Below are 22462 nucleotides of genomic sequence, written 5' to 3'. Positions count from 1 at the left end.
TTAAGCATAAACGCTTCAAATTAGCTTATTAAACTTAAGTTAATATATTGCTTATCCACCAAAAAAACAGGGATTTAGTCTAGAAGATGTGATGAGAAAAGATTAAAGCTCCCCAGCTAACTAATCGAATGTTTAGAACAATTAGAAATGGAGAAGGGGAGTCCACAATAGATAGCGAATTTATAAAGAATAGATAAAACAATATTACCTATTTGAAATTAATTGATATTCGATTTTCTCAATGATTTCCGCCAAAATAGATAAAAAATATCTTAATCTCGACAAATTAACTTAAATAAGGAATGGGGAATTCTTATGAACACCGAAGAATACGAAAATGTGCTTTCTATCCATCGAGTCCCAGTATCAAAACTTAGACCAGAGTTTGATGCTAGTTATTTCAACTTTGAAACTACAGACGATATTGAATTAATACCAACTGAAATGATTGGACAGCACCGGGCAGAGCAAGCGATGGAGTTTGGTCTATCAGTTGAACAATCCGGTTATAATTTGTTTGTCGTAGGTCCTGCAGGGACAGGAAGAATGACTTATACACGAAATAGTGTGGCAGAAATGGCCAAAAAGCGATCAGTACCTGAAGACTGGTGTTATGTACATAATTTTGAAAATCCCGATAGACCAATGGTGATTTCCTTACCGGCAGGAAATGGTCCTCTATTTCAACGTAAAATTGAAACCTTGTTAATAGAAATTGGACGAGAACTCCGCTCCACTTTTTCAGGAGAAGGATACGAAAAAAAGAAGCAAGCAATTTTAGAGGGATTTCGTGAAAAAATGGAGGATCTTTGGAAACAGGCAGAAGCTTTTGCCTTAGAACTTAGTTTTAAAATAGAACATACACCTGAAGGGGTTAATACCTATCTTTTGCGTAACGGAAGACCTGTTGAAAGGAAGGAATATGGAAAACTATCCGATTCTGAAAAAGAAATACTATCAGGGAAAGAAAAAAAGGTAGAAGAAAAAATTCGAGAAACACTGTATCAGATGAGAAAAATAGATGAGCAAATAAGGAAGAGCTTAGATCAATTTATGCGTGAGACAACATCTGACGCCATTTTGAGTCTTTTTCAGCCAATTCGAGAGATCTACAAAGAACATGTTAAAGTCCTTTCTTATTTAGACGCCTATTTTCATGATGTAGTCGTTCACTTTTCATTCTTTTTAACTAATGGTGAGCCACAAAATAATGTTATGAACACACTCATAGCCTCGAAAGAACAGCAACTGAATCGTTACACTGTTAATTTATTTGTGAATCACAAAAACCAAAATGGTGCACCCGTCATTTACGAGACAAACCCTACTTACCATAATCTATTCGGAAAAGTTGAATACAAAGGGGAACTAGGAAGCTGGGTTACTGATTTTTCTTATATTAAGCCAGGTGTTTTGCATTTAGCAAACGGTGGGTATTTAATCCTACAAGCAACTGAATTACTCCAGCAGCCTAATGTCTGGACCCTATTAAAAAGAGCCCTACAGACTGGAAATGTTCAAATCGAGAATTTATATGAGGAAAGAGGGGTTTTTCCTACCACAGGAATCAAGCCTGAACCAATCCCATTAAATATTAAAGTTATTATTATTGGTTCCTATTATTTATATGATTTACTTTCGAGTATCGATGAGGATTTTCATAAGCTGTTTAAGGTCAAAGTGGAATTTGATATGGTTATGGAAAAGGATGAAGAAAACAGCCTAAAAATGGCTCGTTTTGTCAAAAATTACGCTAACCAGGAAGGTCTACTTCCTTTTCATTCTAGAGCTGTCGGAAAAATTATTGATTATAGTTCGCGATTGGTAGAGGAACAATCGAAACATTATGGTCGATACAGATGGGTTTCGTGTCGGACAAATCAATGGTTTAGCAGTGATGGGGGCTCGTGATTCTATTTTCGGTATTCCAACCAAGATTACGGCGCAAACTTATGTTGGAAAAAGCGGAATTATGAATATCGAAAGAGAAACATCGTTAAGTGGTCAAATTCATAATAAAGGGATGATGATTTTGAACGGTTTCCTTTCTGGTGAATTTGCCAAAAATCGCCCCATTCCTTTATCAGCTAGTATTACATTTGAGCAAACGTACTCGCATATTGATGGAGATAGCGCCTCTAGTACAGAGCTATATGTGCTCCTATCATCACTCGCGGAAGTTCCAATCAACCAAAGTATTGCTGTTACAGGATCGGTGAATCAGTGGGGAGAAATTCAGCCCATCGGTGGAGTAAATGAAAAAATCGAAGGATTTTATCATATTTGCAAGGAACGAGTGCTGACTGGAAAACAAGGGGTTATTATTCCTAAACAAAATGTAAAAAACTTAATGCTTGAAAATGAAGTAGTAGATGCGATAAAGAGGGGGCAGTTCCATATTTGGGCAGTAGGTCATATTGCTGAGGGCATTGAAATTTTATCGGGTGAAAGTGCAGGAAATAATCGTGATCAAAATGGACAGTTTCCGGCTGATTCGATTTTTTCAAAAGTGGAAGCTCGGTTCAATAGAATGTATGAGTCTGCTAAAGTTACAAAGTGAAATCAATATAGAAGGGACACGCTGATTAAAGCAGCGTGTTTTTTTGTGGGAAAGACTAAATATTAGCCCTTTTTAAGCTAAATAATTGAAAAGTTTGCTAGTATGGCTAAAATTTCTTAACTACTAAATATTAATGTAAACAGTTAGTTTAGGGTACAAATGTACCCTAAACTTTTAAAAATAATAACTACAAGCAGCTAAGAAAAGTTTAAAACAGGACAAAAAGAAAACAACTATATTGTAAAAGTAAGAAAATTCTTTAATTTTAAATAATTCGAAGGATAAACCGAACGTACAATCGAATACTAACTATATCTAGAACAGGAGGGACGTGGAGAGGATGCCTTATGGATTTATCAAACACATTGAGAACAGGGGTTATAGTTCGGAAACCGTTAAAAGTTATCAAAGAGTGTGTGAACAGTTTTTTCTCTTTATAAAGAATACCTATCTAGCTAATAAGGAGCCTTTCCAAATTTCTCCTACTGATATAAAAAATTATTTAGAAGAACAACTAGACAAGGAAAAGAGTATTTCTACTATAAATAAAGAATTGGCCATTTTAAAGACATTATTTAATTTCCTCTGGGAAATCGACAAAGTACCAGTTGATCCAGCTGTTAAGCTGAAAAGGTTCAAGAATACAGACGATTTAAAGATTGAAGTTCCCTATCAACAAATATTGGAAATCCTTAACAAAACATTTCATAACCAAAGCTATTCACCATTGCGAAAAGCCATCTTTCTTTTAGCCACAAAGGGATTAAAAACAGCGGACTTCCGTTTCAAAAAAGATGATGTTTTGATTGCTGAAAATAAGGTTGAAATCAAACTGAAAAACCGCACAATTTACCTTGAAGAGGAAGAGGCGACCTATTTCAAATCGTATTTTGATGAAACGATGCTTAATGGGAGTGAGTATGTTTTTGTCACAAAGCAGCATGGGGAGGAAACAGGTGGTCCAGTCCAAGTCATGTCCATCCTTCATCATTTACGCACCATTTCAAAGGATTACTTACAGGAGGGAGCTCAAGCCCTCACTCTCATTTCGATTCGGAGGGCCTTAGCTTATTATTTGTACGCCAGTAAAGACCCAATTCAAATGATAGCGAAAGAGCTAGGTATTGAAGAGATCTCTGCATCAAATTACCTTAAACAAATAACCGAAGCGCTGCAGTCTCAAAATTACGTGGTAGAAAGGTGAGAAAATTAGATTATGAAAGTCATTTCACTATGTCCGAGTAATACGGAAATCATCGAATACTTAGGTTTAACACATCTGTTAGTGGGGGTGGATGATTACTCAGATTGGCCTACCTCCATTGCTAACTTGCCTAAATTGGGACCTGATTTATCAATCAACATGGATCTTGTTGAAAAATTAAAACCAGATCTTGTCGTGGCCTCGTTAAGTGTTCCAGGAATGGAAAAGAACGTCGAAGCTTTAGTGAAAAGGGGAATCCCACATATCGTATTGAACCCTCAATCTCTATCCGATATAGAACGAGACTTAATTATTACTGCTGAAGCACTTGGAGAGGATGAGCGAGGGTTCGATGCTGCTCGAAAGTTTCGCACTCGGCTGGATGAAGTTAAAAAGAACGGGGCAAAGGTTAATTTGAGGCCGTCATTATATTGGGAGTGGTGGCCAAAACCCATTTTCACCCCAGGAAAAATCAACTGGTTAACAGAAATCTCTGAAGCAGCTGGCGCTTTAAATGTATTTGATGATGTTGATTTAGCGAGTGTTCAGACGGATTGGGAGGATGTATTGAATCGCAAACCGGATTTTATCTGTCTAGCTTGGGTTGGCGTGCGAAAGGATAAAATTAAAAAAAGTGCTATTACTAAACGACCAGGTTTTGAAAGGTTGAACTTTCCGAATGATGATCAAATCCTAATCCTTGAAGAAGAATTATACTGCCGTCCGTCACCGAGGCTCCTTGAAGGGCTTGAAAAACTGTTTAAGTTAATACATATAAGGGATTAACAGTTTTCTCCTGTGCAAAATATTTATTCATTTTTTTACTATTTCATTGTTTCAAAAAAAAAGAAGAAACAAGAAATAGTGATATAATAAATATTTATTGTGTTTTTATAAGCAAACTCAGTTTGCATAGGAGATGGATCAAATTGAAGAGTATTTATCAAAATAAATGGGCTGTCATCATTATAGCTATTTTTTGTTCATTATTGTGGGGCAGTGCTTTCCCTGTACTAAAAATAAGCTATCAAGAATTGCATATGGCCCCAGATGACACGATGGCAAAAATTGTGTTTGCTGGAATGCGTTTTCTTATAGCTGGGATAATCATTTTAGTTTTTTTATTATTTACAAATCGTAATAAATTGGTTGTAAGACGCTCACAAATCCTTGTATTGGTTGTGTTCGGTATTATTCAGACCGCTATACAGTATTTTTTCTTTTATAATGGACTGGCGAAAGTATCTGGGATGCAAGGATCTATTTTGACCTCAACCGGAACATTTCTGGCTGTGTTTTTGGCACATTTTTACTACAAGGACGACAAAATGAATGGGAAGAAAGCCATTGGAATTTTGGCTGGAATTACGGGGATTATTGTTGCCAATTGGGGACAGGAATTCCAGTTTCAATTTCAGTGGACCGGGGAAGGGTATATGATTCTTTCTGCGCTTACCAGTGCGATTACAACGATTATGGCAAAAGAGTTAGCAACTGATATTGATCCCATTACACTCACAGGGTGGCAGTTAACAATAGGGTCTATCTTGTTACTTATCATTGGATTGCCCCAGTTGGGTCCTCATTCCTTAACTTTCACTCCATTTAGTTTAGGATTACTAATATATGCAGCAGTGATTTCTTCGGTGGCATTTGCGATGTGGTTTTCAATTTTGAAATATAATAAAGCTGGTGAAATGAGCATATATAATTTTTTAACACCTGTATTTGGTGCGTTTTTATCGGCGATGTTTATTCCTGGTGAAAGATTGAATTTATATATTTTAGCTGCGATTGCTTTGGTTGCAATTGGTATTATAGCGATTAATTATAATGGACGGGAAAAGAAAGCAATCGCTAGTAGAATCAGCAGGAAAATTAGTTAATTCGGTTTTCAGAGCGAAAAAAGAAGGTCAACCGGTTGTGAAAATGTAGTTTAACTTCTATCAGAGGGAGGATCCCCTCTGATTTTTCTTTGGCCTAAATATAGGAGCATGAAACTAGATCTATAAAAATATAATTGAAAGGGATAATCAACCGTGTTTGATATAAAAATGATTATATAAATTTTCGAAGTCTAATTGGGTGGTGATAAGGTAATGGCTGAAATTAGTGTAGACCCTTATTTATATGTTCGTACAGCGAAAAATCCTGTATACAACCCAAATGGAAAAAAGATAAGCTTTCTATCTGATTTTACGGGGACAGTACAGGTTTGGGAGCTTGATCGAAGGGATGGTTGGCCTGCACAAGCCTCTTTTACAAAAGAAGATATTACCTTTATTAAATATATTGATGGCACATCGGATCTGATTATTGGAATGGATGCTGCTGGAGATGAAAGGGTGCAATTGTGTCTATTAAAGGAGAATGGTGAACTGATCGCCCTAACCAACTCCCCAGAACATGTTCATTTGTACGGTGGAAGCTCTCCTAATGGAAAATGGATTGCTTGGTCTAGCAATCGCCGAAATCAAGCCTTTTTTGACATATACATTCAAAATATCGAAACACTAGAAATTCGACTCGTTTTTACCCAAGATGGGACCTTTTCAGTAGTGAAGTGGTTTCCTGATGGAAATTCTTTGTTAATTAAACAAACAAAATCTCTCCTTGATCATGTATTAGGTGCATTGTCTCTTTTAACTGGTGATGTAAACTGGATAACAGAACATATTGGTGAAGCAAGTTTTAAAGATGTTCATTTTAATAATGATGGAGACCATATTTATTTATTAACCAATAAAGACCGGGAATTCTTTGGACTCGCATTCATTCATTTAGCTACTAAACATTTCACATGGTTGGAGCGAGGTGAGTGGGATTATGAGGGGCTAGCAATGAATAAGAGAAAAAACAAATTAGCTTACACAATTAACGAAGGGGGGATATCCAAAGGCTACCTATTAGACTTGAATCTAAGCACACTTTATGCATGGGAAACACCAATGGGTGTAATCACCAATCTCAAATTTTCACCAGATGATCAAAAGTTAGTTTATGTATTTAACGGGCCAGCACATCCATCTGATTTATGGGAGCTGGATCTTACGACTATCCTCGCAGAACGACTTACATACGTCTCTCGCACCCCAATACTGGAGAAAAAACTAATTGAACCTGAATTAATATCTTACCAATCGTTTGACAATCTTAAAATACCCGCCTTTTACTACAGGCCTAAAGATGCGACTGGCGAAATTCCTGTTGTAATATATATTCATGGGGGCCCGGAAAGTCAAAGTCGTGCGGTTTACAACCCATTGGTGCAGTATTTTCTAAGTGTTGGTTATGCGGTGGTAGCTCCAAATGTTCGCGGTAGTGCAGGTTATGGAAAAACGTACACACATCTTGATGATGCTAAGAAACGTATGGACGCTGTAAAAGATCTTATTTTTTTAGTGGAATGGCTAAAAGAAAATGGAAAAGTAGATGCTGCAAAGATAGCAGTCATGGGAGGTAGTTACGGTGGATTTATGGTTCTTGCTGCGATAAGCCACTATCCAAATTTGTGGGCTGCAGCGATCGATATCGTTGGAATTTCTAGTTTTAGAACGTTCCTAAAAACGACAGTTCCTTGGCGGAAAAAGCTAAGAGAGGCTGAATATGGAACCATTGAAAAAGAAGGAGATTTTTTTGATCAAATAGATCCTTTGAATCATGCCGATAAAATCACATCTCCAATTATGGTTCTTCACGGAAAAAACGACCCGAGAGTCCCGATTGAGGAATCTGAGCAAATTGTAAATAAACTAAAGAAACGAAATCATCCAGTTACGTATATTCGTGTTGAAGATGAGGGTCATTCGTTGGTAAAACTTAAGAATAAGATTAGTGCTTATTCAAAGTTTGCTGATTTTCTTAAACAGTATATTGGGAAGAAATAATATACATTTAAAACATTACAGCTTAAATTGTCTTAGGTAGTTCGGAAATTTATTAATTGAAGGAACAGAACTACAAAACCACTGATTAAAGTCAGGGGTTTTGTAGTATTTTTTTTTGAAGTTTTTAGATGCACAATGGAGCAGCGACATTAAACAATAGCCGTACCGTATTGTTAAGGTTTATTTCAAGTTTACATAATATCTATTATAGGAAGTTGGATTAAATAATTAAAAACCATCTCATTACCTGAGTATACTTAAGATAGTGAGACGAAAATTAAAATTTTGGACTTCTTAAGATTATGTTTATTTACGGCTGTCAGACTTAAGTATCGAAAATTTTATGAAATCCTTGTTATTTTTTTATCTTTTTACATTAAATTAGTTTTTAATGGTAAATGGCAATCCAGACCTTTTTATAATGATTCAATTAATATGTTTATTAATTAGGCTCTTTGTTTACATAATCATATTATGTAATTGTTTTCATTAATTGTTTAGCCATCACATTTAATTTCATCATTTTATTTCAAACTCTGGTTATTCCATACCTTTGTTGTAGTCCGTTTCATATGGTCATAAATAGTACTTTGCATTATTTTAACAGCTCTTGCTATTTCTTTAGGTAATTGATAAATTTTGGACTGAAGCCGATTTTGTGCTGCTCCTCCACTATCTCGTTTGCTACCTATATAGTAAGCACAATGGCAAGAATATATACAAAGAGTTGAATCCTAATAACAAAAAGTGGCTCAACTACATGAGTCACTTTTTGTTATTTCTAAAACTTGATCCCTTATCACTTTCAACTAAATTGCGAGGTAATCATCCGCCATCTAACTAACAGAAAAATGATCATGGACCTATCTATTCACTGAGTTTTAGTAAGATAGGAACTATTGGCTATTTTCACAAGGTAATTTCCATATTCATTTTTCATCAACGGTTTAGCCAAAGACAGCAGATCTTCCTCAGTAATTGAGTCCATTCTAAGAAGGTTCAATTTCGAGAAAAAATAAAAGGATACTGAGGCTACTAATTGGCCTTGAGATCAAACATCAGCTACAAAAGGCAGCTAACAGCATCCCTCGGACACACAACTCTTTTACAATAAAAAATTGTACTAGCCTTATATATATATATTTTAAATTACAGTAAATGGAATCGGTCATATGCTTCAGTATAAAAGAAATTGATAAAAATAATAAAAAAGCCCACCCGTAAATTCGAGAATAGGCTCAATTTAATATCGTAATGATAAGACCCTATAACCAAGATTTGAAAATTCACTATCATTGTCCATGAATAGTTAATGATGGTTCACCTCTAAAACCTTTGCCTTCTGAAGTGTCCAATTTCCATTTACCCAGGAATAGTAGGATTCTACAAAAGCAATGGTGTCTGTCTTTCCAATCCCACTGATGATTTGTACCCCTTTTAACCCCATTTCATTCTCATGGACTTGAGTTTGATTAAACCCGCCATACGGGCGGATCACTAGTTCAGTTGGTTCATTTACTTTTCCATTTCGATAAATTCCTAATGAATCATAATTTTCTTTCCTTGAATTTAGCTTTAACATATAATACATTTTTGTTTCTTGAATGGTTATTTTAGCTTTGTACCCATTCGAAAATTGCCCTTGAATGGTTGGTAACTCAGGTACACTCCACTCTTTAAATATAGAATCCTTAAATGAAAATAGCTGATGTTCCATTGTTCCCCCTTTTGCAAATCGAACAAATATCTCTTTTACACCATCATTATTAAAATCAACCAAAACCAATTTAGGATTTTGACCATTCCTAAGATTTATCTCCTGGGTTTTTCCGTTAGAAAGCTTTAGAGATATAATTGTTTTTTTACTATTATTTCCATGTTTTCGGATGGAGTATTCCTTTAGTGTTACCTCATCCTTTACACCATCCCCGGTAATATCTGCTTTCTTTACCAACATCTTTGATTTATTCGGTTTTGCTTCAACCGTAATCGCTGCCAATGTTATTAATAAGAATGCAACACAGATAATAACTAGTTTTTTTTTCATCAAGCCATCTCCTGAGTATTTATTCCATACTAGTATGACCAATACAATGAAAATGATGTAATAAAGGAGACAATTTACTGTCATTAATAAAAAAAAGGACGATTCCCCTTTTTATGGGAATCAGTCCATTAATAATTTATTATTATTTTATTCTATTCCTCTGGATTTTCAATCACCCAAATTTCTACTGTTTTGCCACTTTCGCTTTCATCCAATAAAAATGAACCATTAGAATAACGGTCATTATTGCGGATACTTGCAGCATTTATGCTTTCAATCGTTCCCTTTTCGGATTGAATATAAATGTCGTCCTTATCTTGAACAAGGACAAAACCAATAACTCGGTGAGGGTTCGATTTAAGTTCTCGCAATTGGACAAGACCACGTTTTGCCCGCGTAGCACGCTCAAATTCAGAAAGCTTCATTTTTTTCACAGCACCTCGTTGGGTTGCAATGACAATGGCTCTTTTTTCTGTTGTTGACAAAATTTTGCCACTTATCACAAAATCGTTGTCCTTTAAGTTTATTCCTTTTACACCAGCGGCTCGAGCTCCGACAATGCTGACTTCTTCTTCACTAAACCATAGTGCATAACCATAATGAGTCATTAAAAATAAATCATTTTTCCCATCAGTTATATAAACATCAATCACCTGGTCATGATCTTTTAAATTAATTGCAGTAAGCGGTTTTGAGTATCGTTGTGCTTTATATTGAATTAACTCTGTTTTTTTGACCATGCCATTTTTTGTTACGAACAATAAATATTGATTAGTATTGAAGTCCTCAATCGGAATCGCTTTTATAATAGATTCATCACGATCTATCGGAATAATATTAGCAATATGCTGTCCGAGGTCTTTCCAACGGATATCCGGCAATTCATGGACAGGACAAAATAAATAATTTCCCTTATTTGTAAAAAGTAAAAGAACATCAGTTGTGTTCACATCTAACCTAGCAAGTAAGCGATCTGAATCCTTCATTGCTAGGTCCTGCCCATTTGATGCTGCGTAAGAACGTTGGCTTGTCCGTTTCACATAACCTTGTCTTGTTACAGTTACTATGACGTCCTCATTGGCAATCAAAACTTCAAGGTTTATTTTGATTTCTTCAATTTCCGCTTGGACCACTGATCGCCTTTCATCGGCGAATTTCTTTTTCACTTCTTTTAAATCTTTTTTAATCACATTCAAAAGGTTTTGCTCACTGTTTAAAATAGAAGTCAATTCATCTATCTTTTTTGCAAGTTCTTCCGCTTCCTTTTGCAAAGCAGTAATATCCGTATTAGTTAAACGATATAACTGTAAGGATACAATCGCTTCTGCTTGAGCTTCGGAAAATTGAAATCTAGCAATTAAATTATCCTTGGCGTCTCTTTTGTCTTTAGAAGCCCTAATGGTTGTTATGACTTCATCTAGAATTGACAGTGCCTTCATTAATCCTTCAACAATATGTTGACGTTCATTTGCTTTTCTTAACTCATAATTAGATCTTCTCGTAATAACTTCCTTCTGATGGTCAATATAGGCAGATAGTAGTTGCTTAATACCCATTAGTACTGGTCGCTTGTTAAAGATTGCGACCATATTAAAATTATAAGTGACCTGCAGATCACTATTTTTATATAAATAATTTAGGACACCTTCAGCATCCACATCTTTTTTCAATTCGATTACAATTCTTAAACCAGTGCGATCAGTTTCATCGCGTACTTCAGATATTCCCTCAAGTTTTCGGTCAAGTCGGAATTCATCCATTTTTTTTACTAAATTAGCTTTATTCACTTCAAATGGGATTTCGGTAATCACGATTTGTTGTTTTCCACCACGAACATCCTCAATTTCTGCTTTTCCACGAATAATGATTTTACCTTTACCTGTTTCATATGCTTTTTTAATTCCGTCAACGCCTTGGATAATCCCACCTGTAGGGAAATCAGGACCTTTCATAACGGTCATTAATTCTTCAACAGAAACATCAGGTTTGTTCATTTTCATAATAACAGCATCAATCACTTCACCAAGGTGGTGCGGTGGAATTTCAGTTGCGTAACCTGCCGATATCCCAGTAGAACCATTAACCAGAAGGTTTGGAAACATTGCTGGGAGTACGGTTGGTTCATTTGAGGTGTCATCAAAGTTTGGAATAAAATCAACTGTTTCTTTTTCAATATCCCTTAATAACTCAGCAGAAATGGCAGATAGCCTTGCTTCTGTATAACGCATCGCAGCAGGAGGGTCCCCATCCATACTTCCGTTATTCCCGTGCATTTCAACCAGATAATTTCGCACTTTCCAATCCTGACTCATTCGGACCATTGCCTCGTAAACAGAAGAATCACCATGAGGATGATAGTTACCGATTACGTTTCCAACCGTTTTTGCTGATTTACGAAATCCCTTTTCGTGTGTATTACCTTCTACATGCATGGCATATAAAATCCTTCTTTGCACAGGTTTTAACCCATCACGCGCATCAGGCAAAGCTCGTTCTTGGATAATATATTTACTATAGCGACCAAATCGGTCACCCATAACATCTTCAAGAGGAAGATCGCGGAATTTTTCTACTAAACTCATGCCTCAGTATCCTCCCCTGCAACACTAATATTCTCATTTTCAAGGATATTTCCATCTTCTTGTAACCCAAACTCAACATTGGCTTCAATCCACTTTCGCCGAGGCTCTACCTTATCACCCATCAGCGTGGTAACACGACGTTCAGCTCGAGCGATATCATCGATACGGACGCGGATTAATGTTCGAGTGTCGGGATTCATGGTTGTATCCCATAACTGATCAGCATTCATTTCGCCTAGCCCTTTATAACGTTGAAGGATATATCCTTTTCCAACTTTTTTAATGGCAGCTTGAAGATCATCATCGCTCCAAGAGTACTCAATTACTTCTTTTTTTCCAGTTCCTTTACTAACCTTATACAAAGGTGGAAGAGCAATAAAGACCTTTCCAGATTCAATCAAGGGCTTCATATATCTGTAAAAGAAAGTTAATAGCAAAACTTGAATATGAGCCCCATCAGTGTCTGCATCAGTCATAATAACAACTTTATCATAATTGATATCTTCGACACTAAAGTCCGATCCTACACCACCGCCAATCGCATGGATGATCGTGTTTATTTCTTCATTCTTAAATATATCGGAAAGCTTTGCTTTTTCAGTGTTAATTACTTTTCCTCTTAACGGAAGTACTGCTTGGAAACGGCGGTCACGACCTTGTTTAGCTGAACCACCGGCAGAATCTCCCTCCACTAAATAAAGCTCATTTCGTTGGGGATTTCGGGACTGAGCTGGGGTTAATTTCCCTGACAGAACAGCATCTGAACGTTTCCGCTTTTTCCCGCTTCTTGCATCTTCGCGTGCCTTACGGGCTGCTTCTCTTGCTTGGTAGGCTTTTATCGATTTTTTTATGAGTAAGGAACTAATATCAGGGTTTTCTTCTAAAAAATAAGAAAGATGTTCAGATACGACGGAATCGACTGCGGAACGAGCTTCACTAGTGCCAAGCTTTCCTTTTGTTTGTCCTTCAAACTGTAGAAGATCCTCAGGAATCCGCACTGAAATTACTGCCGCTAACCCCTCGCGAATATCGGCTCCTTCAAGGTTTTTATCTTTTTCTTTTATTAAACTTACCTTACGGGCATAGTCGTTGAAGACCCGTGTCATTGCTGACCTGCAACCTGCTTCATGGGTTCCACCGTCTTTTGTACGGACATTATTGACAAAGGATAGGACATTTTCTGAATAACCGTCATTAAATTGGAAGGAGAAATCCACCTCAATTCCGATTTGTTCACCTTCAATGTTTACAACTGGTTGAAGAACATCCTTTTCCTCGTTTAAATATTCAACAAAGGCTTCAATGCCATTTTCGTAATGAAAAACATCCTGAACATCATTTCGATCGTCAATCATTTCAATTTTCAAGCCTTTAAGTAAAAAGGCCGATTCACGTAAACGTTCACACAACGTTTCATAATTATAAGTAGTTGCTGAAAAGATGGTAGGATCCGGTTTAAAATGAATCGTTGTCCCTGTCTGATTGGTCTTGCCAATTTTCTCTAAAGTCGTTACAGGCTTCCCACCATTTTCAAAGCGCTGCTCATATACAAAGGAATCACGTTTTATCGTGACAACGAGCCATTCTGACAAAGCATTTACAACAGAAGCACCAACACCGTGTAAGCCTCCGCTTGTTTTGTACCCGCCTTGACCAAATTTCCCACCTGCGTGGAGAATGGTTAATATCACTTCTGGAGTAGGTTTTCCGAGTTTATGCATACCTGTAGGCATTCCTCGCCCTTTATCTTGAACACTTATTGAATTATCTTTATGAATTTTAACAATAATATGATTTCCAAAGCCTGATAAAGCTTCATCTACCGAGTTATCAACTATTTCATAAACTAAATGGTGTAGACCGCGGGCATCGGTGCTACCTATATACATACCAGGCCGTTTTCTAACAGCCTCTAGGCCTTCGAGCACCTGAATGGCGTCATCATTGTAATCAAATACTTGCTGGTTTCTTGCCACGAACATACCCCTTTCATCCATACAACACAACAAATCAAATCTATTTCTATGTTGTCAAACTTTGTTTAATTATTCGTCTAATGAATGGCATATTCCTTTTCGGTTCTGTAAATATCTATTCTTTCAGAACGAACGTTTGGATTATCATATCTTACCATATTTTTTATAGACGTCTATGCTTTATTGTATCTATTTATTTCATTTTGGCAAACCGTTCCTTGATTTGCTCACGAATTTGTAGAAATTACATAGTTGGGAAATGAATATCTATTATGGTGATTTATTCAAAAGCGGGGCAAAAAAAACAAAGTAGCATGAGGATGTCCCATGCTACGAAATTTCTCTATTTTGTTAAGGCATGTTCAACCTTAATGCAACGGTCCATAATAACAGTGTATCCCTTTTTCTTTAAAAAGTCATATGCTTCTTCATTCTCTACCCCAAGCTGTGCCCAAAACACATCAGCATCAATTTCGTCAAAATCCTTTGCAATTTCAGGTAAAAATTCTGAACGACGGAAAATATTGACGATATCAATATGTCCTTCAATATCACTCAACTTGGAAACTGCCTTTACACCAAGGACTTCAGTAAATTGAGGATTAACTGGAATAATTTCATATCCAGCATCTTTCATTGCTTTTGAGACCATGTAAGAAGTTCGGTCCGGTTTGTCACTTATTCCCACAACTGCAATTCGCTTCGCTTTTTTTAAAATAGACCCTATTTCTTCTCGGCTTGGATTTTCGATTGACATGTTAAGCCACCCCTTTAACATTTTAATTATTATTCTACCGCTTTTATCAGATATATTCCTACTAATTTGCTTTGAAAAAGGGGTAATGTGCTGATATATTAATATTTGTTGTACCAATTCTCAATTTTTATTAAGCTAAATGGTTATTATTTTGAAGCTTCAAGATCATCTAATATTTGAAGGGCCGTCCAGGCTGCTGGAGCTGCGAAGTAGCGGGACCAGCTTGCGATACCCGCAAGATTATATTTACTAGTTAATTCCGCACGTTTTTTTAAAGACACTTCATCTTCAAGCCAAACCTTATAGGTTGCCTTATCTTCTTCAGAATAAAATTCCGCATAGTTTTGGCCACTAGCCTCATCATAAACAGGTGTAAGCTGATGTTCAATAATCCACTCACTGATAGCAGACATGGACTTTGATTTTGAGGATACTTTGGTTTTCCTATCCTCCCCCGTTTCTTCCTTCCACAACCTCGTGTACAGTGGAACACCAAGTATGAGTTTTTGATTGGGAACTTCTTTTAATAAGCTTTGAAGGTTCTGTTCCACCCAAGGAAGGCTCGCAACACTACCTGCTACGGGAGAACTACCCCAATGCTCATCGTAAGCCATCACGACCATATAATCGACGATTTCAGATAGTTTTCCTCTTTCATAAAAAGCAGACCAATTCCCGCTTGTTGAAATAAAAGTAATATCCATTGATACATTTATTCCAGCCTCGTGAAAATGTGGTGTTGCTTCACGAATAAACTGAGTTACAAGTGGTCCATCCTCGTTCCGAACATTCTCAAAATCAATATTGTAACCATCCAGTTGATACATCTGACTAAAATGAATCAATTGGCGAATGATGGTTTGTCTTGTTTCAAAATCGCTTAACGCTTCATGGGTAAGATCAGGGTTAAAATCATTCGAAAAAAGGCCCCAGACCTGATAACCACGCCCTTTTGCCCATTTAACATAATCAAGTGATGCAAGATTGTGAACCGTTCCGTCTGCACTCCCCAGTTTAAACCATGTTGGAGAGACAATGTTCACTCCAGGCATATCTGGAATTGTGGTTGTGTTTGGATTTTTTGTGTACACCGCTTCCCAAGTAAGCTGAATAGGACCATTTATCACTGGGGGATTTGCATTTGCAACATTTTGTTTGACAGTAACTTTTTCCGGATCCCCTTGAGGTTTCACTAATTTTTTATTAAGATAACCTGCAGAACCGTCTTCTTTTCTCACAAAATAGTAATCTCCTTTCTCACCTTCAATGAAGATTGGTTCATTTTTGGTGGTCTGAGCTGAATAGGGAGATTGCAAATTTAAGTTTACTCGTAAACGTAACTTTTCTTCGTTAACCTCTTTCCCTATCACGATACCACGTGAACGTTTTTCCCCATCTTTTTGAATTAGGATCGCGTGACTTCCCTCAAGAATGGTCGAACGGATCGGATAAAAAGGCAAAATCGTATCGAGCGAAATATAATATTCTCTACCCTTCCTTTTTATGGGGGGGATTTCTAAATTTACAGGCTTTTGATTGATAAAATAAGTCAGTGATTCTGATGGCATTTGGATCACTTTGTCTTTTGTCGTAATAATAATGGAATGTGATTTTTCATCAAACAAAATACTGTCATCCATCGATTTCAAGAAGTTAAATGGGACGTAAATCGTCTCCCCCTCAATCAGAGCATTTCCTTCTTGCTTTCCTAAAAATAAAATTGGGTTATCACCTTTAAAATAGGCCACTTTTTTCGATGACGCAAATGGATATAAGAATAGCAGAATGCTAGATATTACTAAAAATAACCCCAAAATGATTCCCCACACTAGTCTTGCTGTCGGTATGGGTTTTTGTTTATGATATTCAATTCTAGCCAGAACATTTCCTCCTTCCACAAAATCAATGATTCTAATCAAACCAAGAATCGAGTATAATTCGCATGAACAGTTTTCCTCACGTAAATTGTCCAAATAGGCGATTTAGATTATATTTTATTTTATCAGACGAAAATAATTAAAAAAAGCAAGACTAAAGGATTATTAAAAAGCGATGGATTCATCATGGAGTTTTATAAAAATAATGGTACAATGGTAAAATGACTTAAGTTTGAAGGAGAAGTTTTCATGGCAATTAATATTTTAATTATAGTTATCGCATATTTACTTGGATCCATACCTTCAGGACTAATTGTCGGGAAGGTTTTTTACGGAATTGACATTCGTGAGCATGGTAGTGGAAATTTAGGCGGAACAAATACATTTAGGACACTGGGAAAAAAAGCAGGAATCGCTGTAACGTTAGCAGACATATTAAAGGGTACACTTGCTGTATTTTTAGCAAAATGGTTCGGTAATGATTTACATCCTTTAATAGCTGGGGTTGTGGCAGTAATTGGTCATATGTATCCCCTTTTCGCAGGTTTTAGAGGAGGAAAGGCGGTTGCCACTTCTGCAGGAATATTATTAGGATACACTCCGTTGATGTTTCTTATATTATTTCTTATCTTTATGTTAAGTCTATATGTTACAAAATATGTTTCTCTAGCTTCAATGCTTGCGGCGGTTGGATCACTTACTTACGCTTTTATTGTTGGTGACAATGCCCTTATCATGGTTGTAGCGGTCCTATCAGCCTTTGTCTTTTATCGACATCGAGCTAACATCAAACGGATTATGAATAAAACCGAACCTAAAATTAAATGGCTTTAAAAAGAACCTTAAATACAGGTTCTTTTTTTATTTTGTTGTAAAAAAAATGAAAATTTTCTGTGGATTCTTGTCTATAAATGGTTTATTTTGGTATGATGAAACCATGTCGGTGTGATTTAAGTCGCAGTTAACGGAAAGGGATTTTCAAAAATCGACATATTCTTATCTGTTTTGAGTATATAGATTAATAGAAACATAAATCTAACTGGCTTATATACCAGTAATAAATAAGGATGGTTGGTAATGCAAATGGATAATTCCCTTTTAGAACGAATGCCTTTTCCTTACTTTATCATTAATGCTGATTTACAAATTTTGTTCTCCTCCAAATCAGCAAAACGAATATTTTCATCCCCTGCTTCTTTAAGCGAATTAATTTCCACATCCCAGGCCGATGAACTAAGGGAGTTTCTTAACTCAAAAAGCGAAACCACTTGCTTGGAACTGAAAATGACTGGTAGAACTGAACAATTTGAAGTGTTTCATACCTATAAACTGATTTCAAGTGATGGCTCTATCCATTTATTCTGTGTTCCGAATGGGTCAGATCAATCAGAAATTCAAAACATGTTAGATCATGTTGAAAACAAAATATCCAGTATTAATGGTGAGTTATTGACGAACAAACAAAACTTTGACCAAACCGTGTTTCAAATAAAGGAAGCGGCCATTCTTTCAGACCAGCTTGCGACTATAGGACAGCTTGCTGCAGGAATTGCTCATGAAATCCGTAATCCCCTAACAACGGTAAAGGGATTTATTCAATTAATTCAGCCTTATTTGGCTGAAATTGGGAAAGAAGAGTATGCAGTCATCGCATTGGATGAAATTGAACGTGCAAATGACATCATTTATGAATTTTTAAATGCTGCTAAACCACAACAAAATAAGAAAAAACTGATTTACGTAAATAAACTGATAAGCGATATTATGATTTTGTTTGAAAGTGAAGCTATTTTTCGCAATCTAGAAATTGAAACGGTTTATGAGTGTGAAAATGAAAAGTTATATATAGATATTAAACAAATCAAGCAGGTCCTAGTAAATATTATCAAAAATGCGATTGAAGCAATCGATGAGAGTCAAAACAACTTAAAGGGCAACATACGAATTCAAACAAAAAATATAAATGGGAATGCCGTTATTTTAATCGTGGATAATGGAATCGGGATGAAAAAAGAAACCATTGATCAATTGTTTAAGCCGTTTTTTTCTACAAAAGAAACTGGGACTGGAATTGGATTAACAGTGTGCAAAAAAATAATTGAGGACCATGGTGGAAATATTTTTGTTTCAAGTACACCCAATCATGGTACTTCCTTTCAAATTGAATTACCAATATATGAAAACAATTTCTAAGTTAAACCAAGAAAGAGCTAAATCTATGGAAACAAATAAGGATTCATGAATTTGTCAAAAAATAACATCCATTCCTTCCAATCAGACGATAAAATAAAGATAAACAACTGAGGAGGATGTTATTTATGAAAAGTTCTAAAATAGTTCAGGATGACTTCGTCTTTTCTACGACTGCAACTGGTATTGACAATCCAACTGATGAATTTTTATTAGAACTGTTTGATTATTCACCAGACCTGTCTTGTGATGGCATCCCTAAAAAGGTGATTAAAAACTTTGATGAACTGATTGAATTTTTTGAAGCCATTGATTAGATTTTGGATCATGATCATTCTAAAAAAACGCATAAGGGTTGAATTCACTCTAATAAGTCGTGGTAGGTTGATAACCAAACGACATATTTTGTGGATTCAACCCTATTTTTTTAAATATCTTGGAAAGATTATCCTTTAAACAGCTTAAACTTTCCGTTCCCATACACATCTTTGACATAATCTAATTTGGTTTGTTCAAAATATACAAGATCTCTTTTTTGGATAATATATTGGATATTTTTATATACAATTATTTCATCATCGGTTATAGGCTGCTCCTCCAGAGACAGCTTTAGCTGTGGGCTACCTCAACCTATTCCTATGCTTAATCTTACATAAAGCTTTTCGTCTGGGGATCTTCTTTCTTTTTCCAGTGCTTTATCAATTAGGCAATGTGCCCTGCTGGTTACGTTGAGCATTTATATTCTCTCCTAACATATATTTATATCTATAAAGAATTACTTTTAATCATGCACTCCATTCCGCTATTAAATGTATTATAGTTAGTTTAGGATTGATTGTTTATTAATTTGCTCAAATTTAATTCTTTAATCTGAGGAGAATTTCATGAAAAACAGAAGAGTAAAGATAGGTGTAATCCTATTTATTGGACTCATTATATTTGCCGGGTATTACTTTCTACAAATAAACAAACAAATATTAACAGATAAAGATAAACAAGTTAAGGTGGGGTACCAACCTTTTCGCACAGTGAATACCATCGAAAAACACATGAATGAAACAGCTACAATCGGAGCAATCGGCGATATTCTCATTCATGATTGGGTGTACGAGGATGCTAAGACCGAAAGTACATATGACTTTAAACCAATGTTAGCCAACATAAAGGGACTTATGCAAAAGCCGGACCTACTAACTGCCAATCAAGAAACTATTCTTGGCGGGGTCGAAATGGGATTATCCAGTTATCCGACCTTTAACAGCCCCCAGCAGGTTGGAGATGCCTTTATTGACGCTGGTGTTGATATCGTTTCTACTGCCAATAATCATAGTCTAGATAAGGGTGAAAAAGGAATATTAGCTGAAATCGATTACTTTAATCGGGTAGGGCTCCCTTATGTTGGGGCATTTATAAATAGTCAAGACCAACAAACATTAAGAGTTAAAAATGTAAATGGAATTAAACTAGCGTTTCTGTCCTATACATATGGTACAAATGGGATTCCTATTCCAAGTGGGAAAGATTACTTAGTCAATATCATAGATAAAGAAAAAATGAAGACTGAAATTCAGCGTGCAAAAAAAACAGCTGATGTCGTGATCATGAGTATCCATTGGGGCACTGAGTACCAACGGATTCCATCCCTTCAACAAAAGGAACTTGCTCAATACCTAGTAAATGAAGGTGTGGATATCATCTTTGGGTCCCATCCCCATATTCTTCAACCAATGGAGTGGCTGACTGACAAGAATGGTCACAAGTCGTTTGTTTTTTATTCACTTGGCAACTTTTTATCGGGGCAGATGCATGATTATAAAGATATCGGTGGGCTAGCAACCATTACTATCAAAAAAAGTGTAGGAAAATCAGGAGTTAAGATCAGCTTAGAAAACCCAACATTTACCCCAACCTATGTATCGAATCAAAAGTTACAAAACTATCGGGTCGTTCCTCTCAAAGACGCTGGTGCTTACGGTTTAATTGATGCAACCAGTAAATACGATGAAATCATGACCCAAATGACACAATGGCTCCAATAAGCGTGGTCCCTTATTTTAATCGCTTAATATTGATAAAGTGCAATCCCCTATTTCTTAACGATTAGTGGCAAAAGTTTTACGGAAAAACGAATTTAATATTTATCACGCTGGAAATACTATTTAAGTCATCGACAGTCCTATCATCCTTTTTTATAATAAAGACATACCGAAGGAGGGAGTTTTTCAGAATGAAAATCCATATTAGCAATGAAGCAGCAGACTGGTACAAGGATGAGTTGGTCCTAAAAAACGGAGATTTTGTTCGTTTTTTCGCCCGTTATGGAGGATTTAGCACAGTTCAACAAGGATTTTCTCTTGGTCTTTCCAATGAACAACCGGAGGATGTCGGTGTAAAACTAGAAATGAATGGGGTTACCTATTTTATCGAAGATAGAGACCTATGGTATTTTGATGAAAATGACCTTTATATAGATTTTAATGCGAAATACTTAGAACCTGAATTTCGTATTTCAAAATAATAGATAAGCAGGCGCAATTAACGCCTGCTTTTTTTCTTTTTATAACAACTTTCGTGTCTATTCGCTACCAAATAAGGTGGGTTAATCCTTCTTTGCTTAATATATCAACCTGCTTTTCACCAAGTAAATCAAAATGAGGGTAGGATTTATTCCGTCCATCGATCCATTCTGGTTTAAGGTCATATTGACTTCCCCATGCGATTAATTTATTCACATCGCTGCAGCCTACTTTTGTCACCGTTTTACAATTTGGAAAGCGGTCATCAACCCAGTAATGGGTAATAAACGCTATCTGCCCTTCAGTAACTTTCCGTTTCCACTCGTGAAGCTCATATTTCCTGATTCCAAATGCCATGTTTTCACCCCTTCATTATGCTAGAGCAGGGTCCTTCTTTGCTTTTGCGTACGCTTCATGCCACTCAGGGTAAGAACGTTTGATAGAGATTGGACGAAAGGATTCCTTTTTAACGCAAACATGCTGGGATTGACCTGTTACAGCAAGCTCGCCTTCTCCTGTATAAATTTCATAACCATATGTAACCCGAAACCCGTCATATTTTTCTATCCATGTGTTGATAGTAGCTGATTCCCCATATCGAAGGGGTTTTTTATAAGAAACAGAGATGTCAATGACTGGTGAAATAACTCCGTCTTTTTCCATTTCGGCATAATTAAAACCCAAGTCTTTAATTAGTTTGGTACGCCCCAGTTCCATCCAAACGAGGTAGTTGGCATGATAAACAACCCCCATTTGGTCTGTCTCGGCATAGCGCACCTCAACTTCTTTATTTGATACGAGCATGGTTGATTCCCCTTTTACATTTGATAGAATCAATCTTAACATATTATTTAAAAATACAAAGA

At 36.2% G+C, this 22462-nt stretch carries 18 protein-coding genes; 11 read left to right on the top strand and 7 right to left on the bottom strand.

Features of this window, described 5'->3' with window-relative positions; translation table 11 throughout:
• Positions 1-315 precede the first annotated feature (315 nt).
• The 6 genes from B1NLA3E_RS11225 (at position 316) to B1NLA3E_RS11205 (ending at position 7651) form a co-directional block, all read left to right on the top strand.
• Positions 316-1911: an AAA family ATPase gene (locus B1NLA3E_RS11225; RefSeq protein ID WP_236619631.1), complete on the top strand. Its 1596-nt coding sequence runs from the start codon at positions 316-318 to the stop codon at positions 1909-1911.
• The gene (locus B1NLA3E_RS25635; protein WP_236619630.1) at positions 1847-2560 is read left to right on the top strand and encodes a S16 family serine protease; all 714 of its coding nucleotides are present in this window, start codon (positions 1847-1849) and stop codon (positions 2558-2560) included. Before B1NLA3E_RS11225 ends, B1NLA3E_RS25635 begins: the two co-directional genes overlap by 65 nt.
• Before the next feature lie 340 nt (positions 2561-2900).
• A complete protein-coding gene (locus B1NLA3E_RS11220) occupies positions 2901-3764 on the top strand; it encodes a tyrosine-type recombinase/integrase (protein WP_041580467.1) in 864 nt (287 codons plus the stop codon).
• A 12-nt stretch (positions 3765-3776) separates the two neighbouring features.
• Positions 3777-4550: a cobalamin-binding protein gene (locus B1NLA3E_RS11215; protein WP_015593958.1), complete on the top strand. Its 774-nt coding sequence runs from the start codon at positions 3777-3779 to the stop codon at positions 4548-4550.
• A gap of 143 nt (positions 4551-4693) precedes the next feature.
• Positions 4694-5650 carry a DMT family transporter gene (locus tag B1NLA3E_RS11210; protein WP_015593957.1) on the top strand — a complete coding sequence of 319 codons (957 nt, stop codon included), beginning with the start codon at positions 4694-4696 and terminating at the stop codon, positions 5648-5650.
• Positions 5651-5863: 213 nt separating this feature from the next.
• Positions 5864-7651 (top strand): S9 family peptidase, encoded by a 1788-nt coding sequence (locus B1NLA3E_RS11205; RefSeq protein ID WP_015593956.1) that lies wholly within the window; start codon positions 5864-5866, stop codon positions 7649-7651.
• A gap of 1309 nt (positions 7652-8960) precedes the next feature.
• On the opposite strand, the gene B1NLA3E_RS11200 is transcribed toward B1NLA3E_RS11205, so the two are convergent.
• From B1NLA3E_RS11200 to B1NLA3E_RS11180, 5 genes are all read right to left on the bottom strand, one after another.
• Positions 8961-9698, bottom strand: a complete 738-nt coding sequence (locus B1NLA3E_RS11200; protein WP_041580466.1) for a hypothetical protein — start codon at positions 9696-9698, stop codon at positions 8961-8963.
• A gap of 152 nt (positions 9699-9850) precedes the next feature.
• Positions 9851-12280: a DNA topoisomerase IV subunit A gene (gene parC, locus B1NLA3E_RS11195; protein WP_015593954.1), complete on the bottom strand. Its 2430-nt coding sequence runs from the start codon at positions 12278-12280 to the stop codon at positions 9851-9853.
• Positions 12277-14256 carry a DNA topoisomerase IV subunit B gene (gene parE, locus B1NLA3E_RS11190; RefSeq protein WP_015593953.1) on the bottom strand — a complete coding sequence of 660 codons (1980 nt, stop codon included), beginning with the start codon at positions 14254-14256 and terminating at the stop codon, positions 12277-12279. Before parE ends, parC begins: the two co-directional genes overlap by 4 nt.
• Positions 14257-14599: 343 nt before the next feature.
• Positions 14600-15013, bottom strand: a complete 414-nt coding sequence (locus tag B1NLA3E_RS11185) for a CoA-binding protein (protein ID WP_015593952.1) — start codon at positions 15011-15013, stop codon at positions 14600-14602.
• Positions 15014-15159: 146 nt separating this feature from the next.
• Positions 15160-16893 (bottom strand): glycosyl hydrolase family 18 protein, encoded by a 1734-nt coding sequence (locus B1NLA3E_RS11180; protein ID WP_041581042.1) that lies wholly within the window; start codon positions 16891-16893, stop codon positions 15160-15162.
• Between the two features lie 246 nt (positions 16894-17139).
• On the opposite strand from B1NLA3E_RS11180, the gene plsY reads away from it, so the two are divergent.
• The 5 genes from plsY to B1NLA3E_RS11155 all read left to right on the top strand — a co-directional run bounded on the left by plsY (position 17140) and on the right by B1NLA3E_RS11155 (position 21598).
• Positions 17140-17724 carry a glycerol-3-phosphate 1-O-acyltransferase PlsY gene (gene plsY, locus B1NLA3E_RS11175; RefSeq protein WP_015593950.1) on the top strand — a complete coding sequence of 195 codons (585 nt, stop codon included), beginning with the start codon at positions 17140-17142 and terminating at the stop codon, positions 17722-17724.
• Positions 17725-17967: 243 nt separating this feature from the next.
• Positions 17968-19083, top strand: a complete 1116-nt coding sequence (locus B1NLA3E_RS11170; protein ID WP_015593949.1) for an ATP-binding protein — start codon at positions 17968-17970, stop codon at positions 19081-19083.
• Positions 19084-19208: 125 nt separating this feature from the next.
• The gene (locus tag B1NLA3E_RS11165) at positions 19209-19397 is read left to right on the top strand and encodes a hypothetical protein (RefSeq protein WP_015593948.1); all 189 of its coding nucleotides are present in this window, start codon (positions 19209-19211) and stop codon (positions 19395-19397) included.
• Between the two features lie 567 nt (positions 19398-19964).
• Entirely contained in the window at positions 19965-21119 is a 1155-nt protein-coding gene (locus tag B1NLA3E_RS11160) for a CapA family protein (protein WP_015593947.1), read from the top strand.
• Between the two features lie 188 nt (positions 21120-21307).
• The gene (locus B1NLA3E_RS11155) at positions 21308-21598 is read left to right on the top strand and encodes a HesB/YadR/YfhF family protein (protein ID WP_015593946.1); all 291 of its coding nucleotides are present in this window, start codon (positions 21308-21310) and stop codon (positions 21596-21598) included.
• 64 nt (positions 21599-21662) lie between these two features.
• Here B1NLA3E_RS11155 and B1NLA3E_RS11150 read toward each other — a convergent pair whose 3' ends face one another.
• Both B1NLA3E_RS11150 and B1NLA3E_RS11145 read right to left on the bottom strand, forming a co-directional pair.
• Positions 21663-21953: a hypothetical protein gene (locus B1NLA3E_RS11150; protein ID WP_015593945.1), complete on the bottom strand. Its 291-nt coding sequence runs from the start codon at positions 21951-21953 to the stop codon at positions 21663-21665.
• Between the two features lie 15 nt (positions 21954-21968).
• On the bottom strand, positions 21969-22400 hold the full coding sequence (locus B1NLA3E_RS11145) for an acyl-CoA thioesterase (RefSeq protein ID WP_015593944.1): 432 nt from the start codon (positions 22398-22400) through the stop codon (positions 21969-21971).
• Positions 22401-22462: the final 62 nt, after the last annotated feature.

The organism is Bacillus sp. 1NLA3E (genome assembly GCF_000242895.2).
Classification (GTDB): Bacteria; Bacillota; Bacilli; order Bacillales; family Cytobacillaceae; genus Bacillus_BU.
The sequence above is the reverse complement of the archived record's forward strand: the minus strand, read 5'-3'. Positions and strand labels throughout refer to the sequence as shown.